We start from the raw sequence: 14,416 nt of genomic DNA on the forward strand, positions 1-14,416 counted from the left end.
CTCCTTCCTCAGATGGTGATGGTGGCGGCGGGCGATGGCGCCAGCGTGCCGATCTGCCGGACGCTCACCGTCGCCGGCCCGGCGCCAATGCCGCCCGCGGCGAGGGCGAAGGCGGGCGTGTCGACGATCCATTCGCGGATCGTGCCCGCCTGGTCGACGACGACGCGATAGGTCTCGCGCTCCTCCACCAGCGGAACGTCCACGCCGTCCTCCCACCGCCAGCCGCGGCGGCTGCGGCGGATCCAGCTCGCGCGCAGTCCACCCGCGGTGTCGCGATGGGCGCGCAGGTGGACGGGCGCGGGCGGCGCCACCGACAGGCGCGTCGGCGCGACCGTCCGGGTGGCGGCGTTCACGCCGTCGCCGATCCCGCTCGCGCTGACGGACACCGGCCGGGATGCGTCGGCGAGCGGCAGCGCGACCAGCGTCGCGCGCTCGATCAGGACGAAGCGTGCACCGGCATCATGCGCCGCGACGGCGGTGCCGCGTCTCCCGCGCCACAGGCCGGACAGGCGCCAGCGCCGCGGCGAAAGCCGGGCGGCGTCGGCGAATTGGATCAGCTCGTCGCCCAATAGCGCCAGGTTCGCGCCACCCGCCAGGGCGGCGGCACCGGCGGGTTCCAGCCCGACGTCGTCGTGCGCGAAAACGACGGTGAGCGTCTCGGCATGGTCGGTCAGCGCCGCGGTGGTCGCTCGCACCGGCAGGTCGAGCATACCGATGATCGCGGGCGGCGCAGTCGCTCCGGCATCCTCCCACGCGATGCCGTCGCGGCTGATCGACAGGGCCGCGCCGCGCCAGCCCGCCTCCGTGCCCGCCGCCGCGATCAGCAGCTGCGGCACGTCGGGCAGCGCATCGTCGAGCGGGGGCAGTTCGAACACCTCCAGCACGGTCCGGCCGGCCGGATGGTCGGCCTCCAGGATCGGCCGGCCGGCATCCGCGGGGCGCGCCGTCACACCGGCCGCGACCGGCACCAGGTCCAGCGTCACCTGCATCCCCTCCACCGATGCCTGCGTGACGCGCCAGTCGCCCGTCTCGCCGGCCACGCGTACCGGGTCGCCCGGTGCCACGCCGATGCTGCCGATGTCCGCCGTCACCCGCCGTCGCACCCGCGCCGTCTCGCGCGCCAGCAGCGCGGCATCGGCGATCCGCCGCGCCTGGGCCGCGGAAAGCGCGGCGGGCAGCTCGATCGCGAGATGGCCGTGCCCCGCGCCCGGGCGCCGCGCCAGCTGCCTGCCGATCTGATAGTCTCGCGCCGCGTCATAGTGCGACAGCGACAGCGAGAGCGGCACCGCGTCGATCGTGCCGCGCACCATCTCCTGCGCCACGTCGGCGTCCAGCACCGTCGCCGGCCCCGCCGCGGCGTCGCGCATGGCCAGCCCGCCGCCCTGCGGCACGAACCAGGCGCCCGCCGCCTGCGCCAGCGTCTCCAGCGCGCCGGCCACGCCGCTGCCGGCGGCGGCGAAGCCGTCGACCGTCGCCGTCGGCCCCTCCCCGACGATCGCGCCCGCGCCCAGCTCGCGCGCGATCGCGCCGACCGGCACCGCGCGCTCGTCCGCGGTCACTTCGAAGGTCAGCGACGGGATGCGGTTGCCGAAGTCGGCGAGCTGCAGTTCCTCGAACACGGCATAGGCGATCCCGCGGTGCGCCGGTGTCGGGTTGGACAGGCTGGCGATCAGCGGGTCGGCCGCCTGGTCCTCGTCGCCGCGATGCAGCCGGAACCCGGTCGCGCTCTTCCAGTCGCCCGCCGCGCCGCGCAGCAGCTTGCCGTCCGCCCATATCCGCCCGACGCGCAGCACCGGCCGCGCCGACAGCGCTACGGCGAAGGACGCGGCGTAGCTGTAGCTCGCGGTCGCCGGCTGTCCCTTGCCTCCGCGCCGCCGGGCGCGCGTCTCGATCAGGTCGGTCGACCAGATCACCGTGCCCGCCACGCGCATCGTGCCAAACACGCGCGGGATCTGCGTGCCGTAGGTCGACGTCTGCAGCGCCAGTTCGGTCAGCCGCGGGCCCTGGCGCGCGGGCGGGGCGAGCAGCCGCCGGTCGATCGCCTGCCCGGCCAGGGCGCCCAGCGCCGCGCCGATCGGCCCACCGATCGCCCCGCCCACCGTGGTCAATACCAGTGTCGCCATGTCACTCCTCCTCCCGTGCGACGCGCCACGCCGTCACGATCGGCCACGGCACCGCGCCGGGCCGCTCGACCACCCGACGCGCCGCCGCGTCGGCGTGCACCGTGCCGCCCGGCACGCGCACCAGCAGGTGCAGCTGCGTCGCCGCGACGCGGCACAGCAGGACGTCGCCAGTCGCCGCGCCGTCGCACTCGGCGAGGCCGGCAGGCACCGCCAGCGGCGCGCCGGTGCGCAGCGCGTAGCCCTCCGGCACCTGCCCGCGCCAACCCGCGGCGCGAAGCGCGCAGGCGGCCACGCCGACGCAGTCCAATCCGCCGGCGCGATCGCGGCCGCGCGCCCGGAACCGCGCGCCGACGCACGCCCGTGCCGCCGCCGCGGCGCGCTCCCCCGCCGTCATGCGCCGGGGTAGCGCGTCAGCAGGTCCATTCCCGGCAGCTAAGGCTCGCCGCGGAAGTTCGCGACGTTACCGAACCGGCTCGCGCAGGTCGCGATCGTCCCGTCGCACCCCTCGATCAACTCGACCAGCGCTCCCGCCGCGACCGAGAAGGCCGGCGGCGTGCGCAGCGTGACGCCCGCGCCGTGCGAGCGCGCGACCGCCGTCTCCAGCCCGGCGTTGGCGCCGCCCAGCCAGCGCACGCGCCCGTCGCCATAGGCATCGTCCACCGGCTCCGCCGCGTCCAGCGTCAGCGCGGTGCCCGCCGACGCGACGACCCGGGCGAACCGCCGTCGTCCCGCCATCGCCACCCGGCATCGCGCGTCGCCCAGCACGGCCCGACACCCCGGCGAGGTCGCCTCCGTCACCGGCCGCTCCAGCCGCGCGGCGGCGCCTTGCAACTCGGCGGCGAAGCCACCGTCGGCGACCGTCACCTCGCCCATTCGTCCCTCGGCGAGCGGCACGGGCAGGGTGCCGGCGTCGCTCCAGTCGATCGCGAAGGCGACCACCCGCGCCCCATCCCACCGCCCCGCCGCCAGGTCACGCGCGGTGATCGCCGCGGCGTGCAGCGCGCCTCTCGCCTCCATCGTCGCCGCGTCCAGCCCCTCGCTGCGCACGATGGCGGACGGGGTCATGCCCGGCGCGGCGCGATACAGGTCGTCGCCGATCGACAGGTCGCGATCGTGGTCGGTCAGCGCGATCGTCACGCCGTCGCGCCGCTCGATCCGCCAGCACAGCGCGATGCTCGATATCCGGTCCGCGCCGCTCATGCCTCGCGCACCTCGATCAGCGGCACGCTGGGCGCCGCGCCCGCCTGGAACGTCGCGCGCTGCACGCTCAGCCGGTCCTCGGCGACCCGCTCGGGCCGCAGCGGGAACAGCGCGCTCGCCGCGCCGTCCTCGTTGCGCAGGATCTGCACGAAGGCATTGCCGTGCAGCAGCAGCTGCACCGCCACCGCCTCCATCAGCCCGCGCGCGCCGATCAGCGTCGCCAGCGCGGGGTCGCCCGCATCCAGCGGCGCACCGCCGACCCCTTCGGCCACCAGCCGTACCGCGCGCTGCGCCACCGCGTTGGACAGATATCCCGCGCGCACCTGCGCGTCGTAGCCCTGCGGCACCGCCTCCGTCCGCCACGCGCTCCCGGCACGCGACAGCGCCGGGCGCGCGCCTGCGCGCCCGGGCTTCCACCCGAACCATGCCATTCGTCTGTCTCCCTCGATCCGCTGCGGTCAGACGACCGCCACGCGCCCCTTCGGCACCGGCTTCAGCATCAGATGCGTCAGCGCGTAGACGCAGGCGTCGGCCCGGTCGGGCGACCGGCCCGGCCCCTCGTAGCCGCCGCCCGCCGACAATCCCGCCAGCTCGTCCTCCAGCGCGGGGAAGGCGCCCGCGTGGAACACTCGCCCGCTCTCGTACAGCGCCGCCACCGGCTCCGCCCGCGCCACCTTGCCGCGGCTGGCGTGGACCAGCGTCAGCGGCAGCGTCGCCTCCGCCGCGCGCAGGACGCTCGCCACCATCGCGCCGCCCTGGTTCGCCTCCGCGATCACGCGGTCCGCGCCCACCCGCGCCGCGCACGCCGCCACCGCCCGCGCCCACCCTTCGGGCGAGGCGTTCGCCACGCTCGCATCCTCGATCACGTAGCCGCGACCGTCCTCCGCCTGGCCCGCCGCGACGATGCCGCAGGCGTCGCCAGCGGTCCCGGCGGGCGGATCGACGCCGACGACTACGCGCACCAGCGCCGGCGCATCGCGCACGCGCTGCCGCTCGATGAGCGCGCGCGGCCACAGCGCACCGACCACGTCGTCCAGCAGCTCGCCGTCCAGCTCCTGCCGGCCCAGCCGCGTCCCGCCATATTCCGCCGCCATCGCCGCGACGAAGGCGGCGGGCAGGTGCGCGTTGTCGCCGGTCCGCCCGCGCGTCTCGACCACGCCGGGCATCGCCATCACCTGCCGCATCAGCCGCGTCGGCCGCGGCGTGGTGGTGACGATCGCGCGCGGCAGGTCGCCCAGCCGCAATCCCATCATCAGGTTCGTCCAGGCGTCCGGCCGGGTCCACTTGGCCAGCTCGTCGGCCCAGGCGACGTGGTGCTCCGGACCGCGCAGGCTCTCCGGCGCGGCGGCGGAATAGATCCGCGCCACCGCGCCGCTGGCGAAGCGCACCTCGCCCCGCGTCGGCCGCCACTCGACCCGCTCGTGCGGCGCCGCCACGGCGACGACGCCGCTCGGCCCCTCCACCATCACGCCGCGCGCCTCGTCGATCGTCGCGCCGACCAGCGCGATGCGCGCGTTGCCGCACAGCCGCGCCTGCTCGTAGACCCACTCGGCGCCGGCGCGGGTCTTGCCGAAGCCGCGCCCTGCGCGGATCAGCCACACCCGCCACGCGCCCGCCGGCCCGACCTGCCCGGCGTGCGCCGACAGCGTCCAGCGCGCCGCCAGTTCGCGCCGCTGCGCGTCCGGCAGGTCGGCCAGCACCCGCCTTCGGACGTCCGCGTCCGCCCCCGCCAGCCGCCAGATGTCCTCGCCGACGATGTCCCGGCGCGTTCCCGCCGGCCGTCGCGCCGTCACGCCTCCGCCGCCAGCGCGTCCAGCTTGCGCCGGATCGTCGCGTCCGTGTCCGCCGCGCTGGCGAAGCGCGTCGCCGGCCCGACTGTCGCTTCCCGCGTCCGCGCCAGCAGCGCCAGCCCCAGCTGGATGTCGGCGGCGGTCACCGCCTTGCTCGCGCCCTCGGCTTCCATCCGCCCGATCAGATAGGCCAGCATCGCCCGCTCCAGCCGCGCGTACCGCGCCGCCAGCGCGCGCCCGCCCGCGACCGGACCCCCGCTCCCCTGCGCCATGCCGCCCCCTTCGCCCGAAAACGCCGCGGGCCGGTGCGCCGGGGTGTCCACCACCCCGCCGCCCGGCCCGACTCACACCATCTCGATGTTCCCGTTATGTACACAAACAGCGTCGCGCTGTCAAGGGCTCTGGCGGCGCCCGGCCCGCTTAGTCGGATCGACTATCGACCCCCCGCACCATCGAAGCCGACAATAACACCGATCGATCAGGAGTTTCGGCCATGAACGTTGCGGCAATCGGCGGCGCCTTCGCGACCAGCACGCCCACCTACGTCCCACCCGCGCCGCCGCCCGATCCGAAGGTCACCGATGCGGTGGTCACGACGATCCAGGCCGGCACCTTTCCCGGTCCCGAGCCGGTCGGCGCGATCGCCTATCAGATCCAGCAGCAGCTTGCGGACCCCTCGCTCTCGCAGGAACAGAAGGACGAATATGTCGCGCAGCTGGTGGACCTCACCCACTCGCCCGGCTGGTCGACGCTCGACAACGGCAAGACCGTGCCCGAACTGGTGCAGGCCGCGCTGGAGCAGGTCGGCGCCGGCGACGGCAGCGACGAGGGAGCGGCGCTCGGCGCACAGGTCGCCGACGCGATCGGTCGTGGCGCGGACAGTGGCCGGCTCGACGTCGACGACCTGTTCGGCCTCGTCGATCCGTCGACCAACGCCTTCTCCGACGGCGCGCGCCAGCTGCTGTCGCAGGTCACCGATGGCCGCATGCTGAACCAGGTCGCCGGCCGCCTGCTCGATGCGGCCCGGGCCGAGGGTTACGACATCAACGCCTATGAGAACGGCCCCGCGATGCTGGTCGCGGCGGGTGACGTCGCCAACATGGCGGCGGCGCACGGGGTACCCGCGGCCGCCAACGCCGTGGTGCGCGAGATCGGGCGGATCGAGGCCGCAGGCCCCGTGGCGGGCGACATGGGGCTGATGGACGCCATGATGGCCACCACCAGCACCGGCGCCTATTCCTCGTTGGTCGCGCCGGACCGCAATGGCTTCGACGTGCTGGCCGGCCTGGTCAACGCCGCCAATCCGAGTGCGCCGGGCGTGCAGACGACCACCGACTCGATATTCGCCACGCTGGTCCGCTCGGGTCACACCGGGTCGGAGAACGGCGCGGGACTGGGCGAGCTCGGCCAGTATTTCAACACGAACCTCAGTCGCCTGAACGAGAGCGGCTGGCGCTTCAACAGCGCGGAGGACGCGCGCGAGAACCTCGTGCAGGATTTCGTCGGCAAGATCCTGCTCGACGCCGACTATCCGCTGAAGGACGAGAGCATCGCCGCGATCGGCAACGAAATGGACCGCCTCTCCGCGCAGCTGCAGGACCACGCGCTGAGCGCGGACCAGCGCCTCGCCGGCGCCACCGGGCTGGGTGAACTGGTCGGCTCGGTGACGGGCGGCGCCAACGACTTCTTCGACAGCAGCAAGGAGAGCAAGGACGCGAAGATCGACGCGATCCGCTTCTTCTCCGACAAGCTCACCGGCTTCGTCTCGGGCAAGGCCGGGCCCGCGGGCGCGCTGATCGACGCGGGCGTCGACGCCGCCTGGACCGCAGGCTCGGAGCGGCTCGACGCCGGCATCCGTGAAGAGGTGCGCGACGCGCTCGGCGCGTTCTACGAACAGTCGAATCAGCTGCGCACCGCACTTGGCGAGATGGAGACCGCCCTCATCAACGGCTTCGACCAGCGCTACGTGGAGCACGTTCCGGACGCGTGAGGCCCGGACGAGGGGAAAGCAGGAGGAGGAGGGAAGTGGTGCCCAGGGGCGGAGTCGAACCACCGACACGACGATTTTCAGTCGTCTGCTCTACCACTGAGCTACCCGGGCACACCGCGGAACCGCGATGGAGCGGCGTCCTTAGTCGCGGTTTTCCACGGTGTCCAGCGCTTCCGTCACCCCCTCGCGCCCTGGCAGGCGATATCCCTCGCCCAGCCAGTTGAGGAGGTCGCGGTCGCGGCACCGCGGGCTGCAGAAGGGCGCGTTTGCCGGAGAAGCCGGCGCGGCGCACAGCGGGCATAGCTGGGTCATAGGTCGAAGATGGGGACGCGCCCCGTGCGTGTCACCAGCGCGTCGATCCAGCCGGGCGTCGCCTCGATCCGCGCACGCACCGCGTCGGGCAGGCGGTGCCGGTTCGGTGCGCCGGCCGGCACCCGCTCCAGCAGCCGCAGCGCCGCGCGCGCCGCCGCGCCGACGGGATCGGCGCGCAGCCGCTCGGGCAGCGACACGCGCGGGCGCGGACGCACGATCTGCAGGAAGCCGAAGCCGTTCACCGCGGTCCGCTCGAACGGCGGCGGCAGCGCGGCGTCCAGCGCCGCCGCCACCGCCTGCCGGTCCGCCTTGCCGGTGATCGTCGGGAAGTCGATGCCGATCGATCCGCCGATATCGTGCCGCCGGATCGCCGCGCCCACCGCCGCCGCGGCACGGATGGAGAGGGCCGCCAGGTCGCCCGGCTCGCCGTCCACGTCGAACAGCGTCATCGCCGGCGTCGGCGTCATGCGCAGCGCGCCCCCGGCGAAGGCGATGTCGCCGGTCAGCGCCTCCTCCAGCACGTCGGACCAGCCCGCCTCCTCCAGCGCGTCGCGCTCATGCACGGCGGATCGCCGCACGGGCAGCCCGGTCGCGGCGATCCGCTCGTACAGGTCCGGGCCGGAGCGGGGGAGGGCGTCGCTCACGCGCGCCTTCGCCGGCTTTGACCTGCCGGGCTCGGGTATCGCCTCGCGCACGATCTCCACGACGATCCGCGCGCCCAACGTTACTCCGGCGGGCGCGCGGTCCAGCGCCACGTCGCCGCCCTCGTCCAGCCGCGCGAGCATGCGCTCCACCAGCCGCGCCGGCGCCACCGTTCCGACGCGCAAGCGGCCGGGCAGCTCGGTTCGCGCCTCGACGATGCGCCCGCCATCGATCAGCGCCGCACGCGCTTCGCCGATCCCGTCCTCGTACAGCCACTCAGCCAAGGAGGACGCCCGCGCCCGCCAGCAGCGCGCGCGTCTCGAACAGCGGCAGGCCGATCACGCCCGAGTGGCTGCCGGACAGGAAGCGCACCCACGCCTCCGCCCGGCCCTGTATCGCATAGCCGCCGGCCTTGCCCAGCCCCTCGCCGCACGCGACATAGTCGTCGACGTCGCGCGGGCTCAGCGCGCGAAAGGCGACGATCGTGTCGGCCAGCCGGGTCCGCGCCGTGCCGTCGGGCGCGATCACGCAGACGGCGGACAACGCGTGGTGGCGCCGGCCGGACAGCATCGCCAGCAGCCGCCGCTGCACCGTTTCGTCGTCCGCGGGTGGCAGGATGCGGCGGCCCAGCGCGATCGTCGTGTCGCCCGCGATCACCGCCTCGCCCGCGGCACGATCCACCGCTCGCGCCTTCTCCTCCGCGAGTCGCAGCGCGTAGCGGCGCGGCAGCTCGCCGGGCAGCGGCGTCTCGTCGATGGCGGGATTGGCGATCCGCGCCGGGGTCACGCCGATCCGCGCGAGCAGATCGCGACGCCGCGGCGAGGAGGAGGCGAGGACCAGCGGCGCCCCGGCGGGCGGCGCGTCCACCGCCATGCTACGACGGCCCGGGGCCGCCGCGACCGGGCATGAAGCGGTAGGTGATCCGGCCCTTGGTCAGGTCGTAGGGGGTCAGCTCGACCAGCACCTCGTCACCTACGAGCACGCGGATGCGGTTCTTGCGCATCTTGCCCGCGGTGTGGCCCAGGATCTCGTGATCGTTCTCGAGCCGGACGCGGAACATGGCGTTGGGCAGCAGCTCCACCACCTGACCGCGCATTTCGAGGAGTTCTTCTTTCGCCAAACGGATTCTCTTTTCGGAAGGGATCGCGCGCGCCCTTAGCCGAAGGGCGCCGCAAAGTGAAGGTGGGGACGAAAAGCGCTAGTTTCGAGGGGGCCGCCGCCCCGCGACCATCGTGGCGATGGCGAGATCGCCCGAGACGTTCAGCGTCGTGCGGCACATGTCGAGGAAGCGGTCGACGCCCAGCACGATGCCGATCGCCGCCGGCGGCACGCCTACCATGCCCAGGATCAATGCGATCACGGGCAGCGATCCCGCCGGCACCCCGGCGGTGCCGACGCCGCCCAGGATGCACACGCCCATCACCATCGCCTGCTGCCCGAGCGACAGGTCCACGCCGAAGAACTGCGCCAGGAAGATCACGGTGACGCCCTCGAACATCGCCGTCCCGTTCTGGTTGGCGGTCGCGCCGATCGTCAGCACGAAGCGCGCCACCTGCCGCGGCAGCTTCAACGGCCCTTCCGCCACCTCCAGCGAGGTCGGCAGCGTGGCGTTGGACGAGGCGGTGGAGAAGGCCATCACCATCGCCGGCTGGATCGCGCGATAGAAATGGAGCGGGTTGCGACCCGCCGCCAGGACGATCGCCGCGGAATAGACGACGATCAACTGGAACAGCAGCGCCGCCAGCACCGTCCCGACGAACGCGCCCAGCCGGACGAGCAGGTCGACGCCGAACAGCGCGGTCAGGTTGAACATGAAGCACGCGACCGCGATCGGCGCCAGCCGGATGACCAGGCCGATCAGCCGCAGCACGATCTCCAGCAGACCTTCGATGGCGCGCTCGAACGCCTCGGTCTTCTCGCTGCGCACCAGCACCAGCCCGATGCCGATGGCCAGCGCGAAGACCATCAGCGCCAGGATGTCGCCGTCCGCCGCGGCGCGCACCGGGTTCTCCGGAATGATCGCCAGCACGCCGTCCATCGCGCCCGGCTGCTTCCCCCCTTCGCGCAGGATCGCGCCCGCGCCGGTGCCGCCCTCCGCCAGCATCTGCCGCGCTGTCGCCGGGTCGATGCCCTCGCCGGGGCGCAGCAGGTTCACCAGCGCCAGCGCGACGATCACCGACAGCGTCGACAGCACGACGGTGAACGCCAGCGTGCGCAGGCCGATGCGGCGCAGCTGCGCCAGATCCTTCATCTCCGCCACGCCCGTCACCAGCGCCGCGAACAGCAGCGGAATGACCAGCATGAACAGCAGCCGCAGGAACAGCTGGCCGAACGGCCCGGTGACGTGGGTCGTCACCGCCTTCACCCAGGCGGCATCGCCGGCGGCGAGATTGACGATCAGCCCCGCGACCAGCCCGACGGCGAACCCCGCCAGCATCCGCCAGGCCAGCGGGAAGCGGGAAGGGGCATCGGCATCGCTCACCCGCGACAAGCGCGGGCGGCTGGCGGTTTGTTCCGGTTGCGACACGGAAGACGGCAGCGTGAGCTCAAAGAAGACCCCGTCACCCCGGGTTTCGCTACAGCAGCGATCCCTGCTGCCCGGTCTCCTCCCGCGCCGCCCGGCGGAACGCGGCGGTGGGATCGACATAGGGGATGTCGGGCCGCTTGCCCCGCATCAGTTCCGCCAGCGTGATGATCTGCAAGCGCGGATAGCTCCTGCCGCTCGCCTCGGCGTGGAACCGGCCCACCGCCGCCGCCTCCTTCTCCATCGCCGCGGTTGGCAGGGCCTTGGTCACGAAGATGCCGACCGGCGCCTTCTCGCGTTCCATCGTCGAGTGCAGGTCGCGGATCATCTGCACGCCGACGTTGTCGCCGCCCTTCACGGAGACCAGCGCCCGCTCGGTCCGCTTGCCGTCGGGCTTGAAGTAGACGATGCCGTCGATCCCGCCGTCCGCGCCCTTCCTCTTGCCGCCATGGGGCATGGCGTCGATCATCGAGACGACCCACCATTGGAACTGGTACTTGTCCCGCCGCGCCAGGTCCTCGGCGGAGGCGAGGTCGCGCGGCGTGCCCTCCACGGTGAAGGCGGCGTCGGGAAAGGCGGCCTGCATCCTCTTCTCGATCAGGCTGATGGCGAGGTGCGTCACGTCGATCCCGATCCACTGCCGCCCCAGCTTCTGCGCGGCGTGGACGGCGGTGCCGCAGCCGCAGAACGGGTCCAGCACCACGTCACCCGCGTTGGACGACGCGGACACGATCCGCTCCAGCAGCGCAACCGGCTTCTGCGTCGGATATCCCAGCTTCTCGCTGGAAAAGGACTTGATGTTGGGCGAGTAGAGCGCCGGATCGTCCCAGACGTCGTCGATCGCCTTGCCCAGCGGGTTCTCGCCGCCGCCGCGCCGGACGTAATCGGCCTCGTGCGCGACATATTGCTTGTTGAACGTCCACGTCCCCGCCGGATCGCGCACGTAGTAGAAGATCGTGTCGTGGTTGCGGATCCAGTTGGCGGTGCGCGTCTTGAATCCGCTGACCCAGCCCGACCGCCACACGATCTCGCGCCGGAACGCGCGCGCGCCGAACACGCCGTCCAGCAGCAGCTTCAGGTAATGGCCCGCGGTGGGATCGCAGTGGAGGTACAGGCTCCCGGTCGGCTTCAGCACGCGGTGCAGCTCGATCATCCGCACCGCCATCATCGCGAGATACGCCATCATGTCGTTCTCGCCCAGGAACGCGCGCATCGCGTTCAACAGGTCGAACGCGCGCGTGTTGCCGCTCCTCGCCACCTGGTCGAAGGCGTCCTCCGCGGCGTCGTTCCAATGCCACGTATCCTCGAACGCCTCGATCTGCGCGTCGGCGCTGTCGCCGGTCGGGGATCGGAAGAGGATGTTGTAGTTGGCGTTCGAGTTGAACGGAGGGTCGAGGTAGATCAGGTCGACGCTGGCATCGCCGATCTCGCGCCGCAGCACTTCGAGATTGTCGCCGTAGTAGAGATGGTTTGCAGGACGGTTGCGGGCGGCGGCAGTCATGCCCCCGCATGAAGGACGGTTGCGGCCCGGCGTCCAACGGTGTTGCCTCCATTATGGCGGTATTCCGCGGCACGCGGGAGGACGCCGGGGCCGGGCGGGGCCTCGCCCCGCCCGGTGTCCGCGTCAGCCGCCCCCGCCCGCCAGCGCGGCGAGCAGCAGCAGCGCGACGATATTGGTGATCTTGATCATCGGGTTCACGGCGGGCCCCGCGGTATCCTTGTACGGGTCGCCCACGGTATCGCCGGTCACCGCGGCCTTGTGCGCCTCGCTGCCCTTGCCGCCGTGGTTGCCGTCTTCGATATACTTCTTCGCATTGTCCCACGCGCCGCCGCCACTGGTCATCGACAGCGCGACGAACAGGCCGGAGACGATCACGCCCAGCAGCATCGCCCCCAGCGCGGCGAAGCCCGATGCCTGCCCGTCCACCGCGGTGACGACGAAGTAGAGCACGATCGGCGACAGCACGGGCAGCAGCGAGGGGACGATCATCTCCTTGATCGCCGCGCGCGTGACCAGGTCGACGGTGCGGCCGTAATTGGGCCTGCTGGTGCCCTGCATGATGCCGGGATTGTCGCGGAACTGCCCGCGCACCTCCTCGACCACGGCGCCCGCCGCCCGGCCGACCGCGGTCATGCCGAACGCGCCGAACAGGTACGGCAGCAGCGCGCCCAGCAGCAGTCCGACGATCACGTACGGGTTGGACAGGCTGAAATCCACGGTCAGGTCGGGGAAGTACGTCTGCAGGTCGGTGGTATAGGCGCCGAACAGCACCAGCGCGGCGAGGCCCGCGGAGCCGATCGCATAGCCCTTGGTCACCGCCTTGGTCGTGTTGCCGACCGCGTCGAGCGCGTCGGTCTTGTGCCGCACCTCGTCCTCCAGCCCGGCCATCTCGGCGATGCCGCCGGCATTGTCGGTCACCGGACCATAAGCGTCGAGTGCCACCACCATGCCCGCCAGCGCCAGCATCGACGTTGCGGCGAAGGCGATGCCGATGATCCCGGCCAGCTTGTACGCCGCGATCACCGCGACGACGATCACCAGCGTCGGCAGCGCCGTCGCCTCCAGCGAGATGGCCAGGCCCTGGATCACGTTGGTGCCGTGCCCGGTCTCGCTCGCCTTGGCGATCGACTTGACCGGGCGATAGTTGGTGCCGGTGTAATATTCGGTGATCCACACGATCAGGCCGGTGACGGCCAGGCCGATCAGCATGCACCAGAACAGGTCCATGCCGGTGAACGCGCTCGCCGCGGGTACGCCCGCCACGGCGGCGTCGGCCGGCGTGGTCGCGTCGGCGGTGGGCGCGGCGCCCAGCCCCGCGTCAAGGAAGCCCGCGCCGCCGATCACCGCGTTCATGTCGCCCAGCGTATATTGCGTGGCCAGGTAGATCGCCGGGATGGACAGGATCGCCGACGTCCAGAATCCCTTGTACAGCGCACCCATGATCGATCCGTTGCGGCCCAGCCGCACCATGTACGTGCCGATGATGCTGGTCACGATGCACACGCCGCCGACCGCCAGCGGCAGGCTCATCAGCCGGAGCAGTTCGGCCGCGTCCGCCTGGATCAGCAGCGCGATGGAGATCATCGTCACGCCCAGCGTCACGACATAGGTCTCGAACAGGTCGGCGGCCATGCCGGCGCAGTCGCCGACGTTGTCGCCGACGTTGTCGGCGATGACGGCGGGGTTGCGGGGGTCGTCCTCCGGTATGCCCGCCTCCACCTTGCCGACCAGGTCGGCCCCCACGTCCGCCGCCTTGGTGAAGATGCCGCCGCCCAGCCGCGCGAAGATCGAGATCAGCGACGCGCCGAAGGCGAGTGCGGTCAGCGCCTCCACGATCTCGCGATCGTTGGGCGCGCGTCCCTCGACCGACACGAGGAACCAGAAGAACCCGGCGATGGCGAGCAGGCCGAGCCCCGCCACCAGCATCCCCGTCACCGCGCCGGAGCGGAAGGCGGTGGTGAGGCCACCCTGGAGCGACCCGCGCGCTGCCTCTGCGGTGCGCACGTTGGCGCGCACGGAGATGTTCATGCCGACATAGCCCGCCACGCCGGACAGCACCGCGCCGATCAGGAAACCGATGGTGGAAAGGAGCCCGAGGGTGAGGAAGAGGATCACGGCGACGATCGCGCCGACGATGGCGATGGTGGTGTACTGTCGCCCCAGGTACGCCTTGGCACCTTCCTGGATGGCGGCGGCGATGTCCTGCATTTTGGCGTTGCCGGCGGGCTGTCGCAGCACCTGCTGGCTGGTGACGATGCCATAGACCACGGCGATCAGGCCGCAGACCATGGCGAGGTAGACCGTCGTCATGCTCGCATCTCTCCCCTCGTGGGC

14 protein-coding genes and 1 tRNA gene are annotated in these 14,416 nt (G+C 72.4%); 1 reads left to right on the plus strand and 14 read right to left on the minus strand.

What is annotated here, in order from left to right:
- Positions 1 to 8: 8 nt before the first annotated feature.
- The 6 genes from HBH26_RS04450 to HBH26_RS04475 are packed head-to-tail and all read right to left on the minus strand — an operon-like array spanning position 9 to position 5,385.
- Positions 9 to 2,123: a phage tail protein gene (locus tag HBH26_RS04450; protein WP_168133375.1), complete on the minus strand. Its 2,115-nt coding sequence runs from the start codon at positions 2,121 to 2,123 to the stop codon at positions 9 to 11.
- 1 nt (position 2,124) lies between these two features.
- Entirely contained in the window at positions 2,125 to 2,517 is a 393-nt protein-coding gene (locus tag HBH26_RS04455) for a peptidoglycan endopeptidase (RefSeq protein ID WP_168133376.1), read from the minus strand.
- 38 nt (positions 2,518 to 2,555) lie between these two features.
- Positions 2,556 to 3,323 carry a DUF2163 domain-containing protein gene (locus tag HBH26_RS04460; protein ID WP_168133377.1) on the minus strand — a complete coding sequence of 256 codons (768 nt, stop codon included), beginning with the start codon at positions 3,321 to 3,323 and terminating at the stop codon, positions 2,556 to 2,558.
- On the minus strand, positions 3,320 to 3,754 hold the full coding sequence (locus HBH26_RS20380; protein WP_209308313.1) for a hypothetical protein: 435 nt from the start codon (positions 3,752 to 3,754) through the stop codon (positions 3,320 to 3,322). The genes HBH26_RS04460 and HBH26_RS20380 overlap by 4 nt, the downstream gene beginning before the upstream one ends.
- A 27-nt stretch (positions 3,755 to 3,781) precedes the next feature.
- The gene (locus HBH26_RS04470) at positions 3,782 to 5,116 is read right to left on the minus strand and encodes a DNA-packaging protein (RefSeq protein ID WP_420824975.1); all 1,335 of its coding nucleotides are present in this window, start codon (positions 5,114 to 5,116) and stop codon (positions 3,782 to 3,784) included.
- On the minus strand, positions 5,113 to 5,385 hold the full coding sequence (locus HBH26_RS04475; RefSeq protein WP_168133378.1) for a hypothetical protein: 273 nt from the start codon (positions 5,383 to 5,385) through the stop codon (positions 5,113 to 5,115). The genes HBH26_RS04470 and HBH26_RS04475 overlap by 4 nt, the downstream gene beginning before the upstream one ends.
- 221 nt (positions 5,386 to 5,606) lie before the next feature.
- Here HBH26_RS04475 and HBH26_RS04480 point away from each other — a divergent pair, with 221 nt between their 5' ends.
- Complete coding sequence (locus tag HBH26_RS04480) at positions 5,607 to 7,103, plus strand: hypothetical protein (protein WP_168133379.1); 1,497 nt, start codon at positions 5,607 to 5,609, stop codon at positions 7,101 to 7,103.
- A gap of 36 nt (positions 7,104 to 7,139) precedes the next feature.
- Here the strand turns inward: HBH26_RS04480 and HBH26_RS04485 are convergent.
- The 8 genes from HBH26_RS04485 to HBH26_RS04520 form a co-directional block, all read right to left on the minus strand.
- A tRNA-Phe gene (locus HBH26_RS04485) sits at positions 7,140 to 7,214 on the minus strand.
- Between the two features lie 30 nt (positions 7,215 to 7,244).
- Positions 7,245 to 7,415, minus strand: coding sequence for a DNA gyrase inhibitor YacG (gene yacG / locus HBH26_RS04490; RefSeq protein ID WP_168133380.1), 171 nt, complete (start codon positions 7,413 to 7,415; stop codon positions 7,245 to 7,247).
- Complete coding sequence (locus tag HBH26_RS04495; protein ID WP_168133381.1) at positions 7,412 to 8,341, minus strand: ribonuclease E/G; 930 nt, start codon at positions 8,339 to 8,341, stop codon at positions 7,412 to 7,414. The genes yacG and HBH26_RS04495 overlap by 4 nt, the downstream gene beginning before the upstream one ends.
- The gene (locus HBH26_RS04500; protein WP_168133382.1) at positions 8,334 to 8,930 is read right to left on the minus strand and encodes a Maf family protein; all 597 of its coding nucleotides are present in this window, start codon (positions 8,928 to 8,930) and stop codon (positions 8,334 to 8,336) included. Before HBH26_RS04500 ends, HBH26_RS04495 begins: the two co-directional genes overlap by 8 nt.
- A gap of 1 nt (position 8,931) precedes the next feature.
- A complete protein-coding gene (gene infA / locus HBH26_RS04505; RefSeq protein WP_022685627.1) occupies positions 8,932 to 9,177 on the minus strand; it encodes a translation initiation factor IF-1 in 246 nt (81 codons plus the stop codon).
- A 78-nt stretch (positions 9,178 to 9,255) separates the two neighbouring features.
- Positions 9,256 to 10,494: a dicarboxylate/amino acid:cation symporter gene (locus tag HBH26_RS04510; protein ID WP_168133518.1), complete on the minus strand. Its 1,239-nt coding sequence runs from the start codon at positions 10,492 to 10,494 to the stop codon at positions 9,256 to 9,258.
- Between the two features lie 139 nt (positions 10,495 to 10,633).
- Positions 10,634 to 12,082 (minus strand): DNA methyltransferase, encoded by a 1,449-nt coding sequence (locus HBH26_RS04515; protein ID WP_168133383.1) that lies wholly within the window; start codon positions 12,080 to 12,082, stop codon positions 10,634 to 10,636.
- Positions 12,083 to 12,205: 123 nt separating this feature from the next.
- Entirely contained in the window at positions 12,206 to 14,392 is a 2,187-nt protein-coding gene (locus HBH26_RS04520) for a sodium-translocating pyrophosphatase (protein WP_168133384.1), read from the minus strand.
- Positions 14,393 to 14,416 lie beyond the last annotated feature (24 nt).

The organism is Sphingomonas corticis, assembly GCF_012035195.1.
In the GTDB taxonomy this organism is placed as follows: Bacteria; Pseudomonadota; Alphaproteobacteria; order Sphingomonadales; family Sphingomonadaceae; genus Sphingomonas; species Sphingomonas corticis.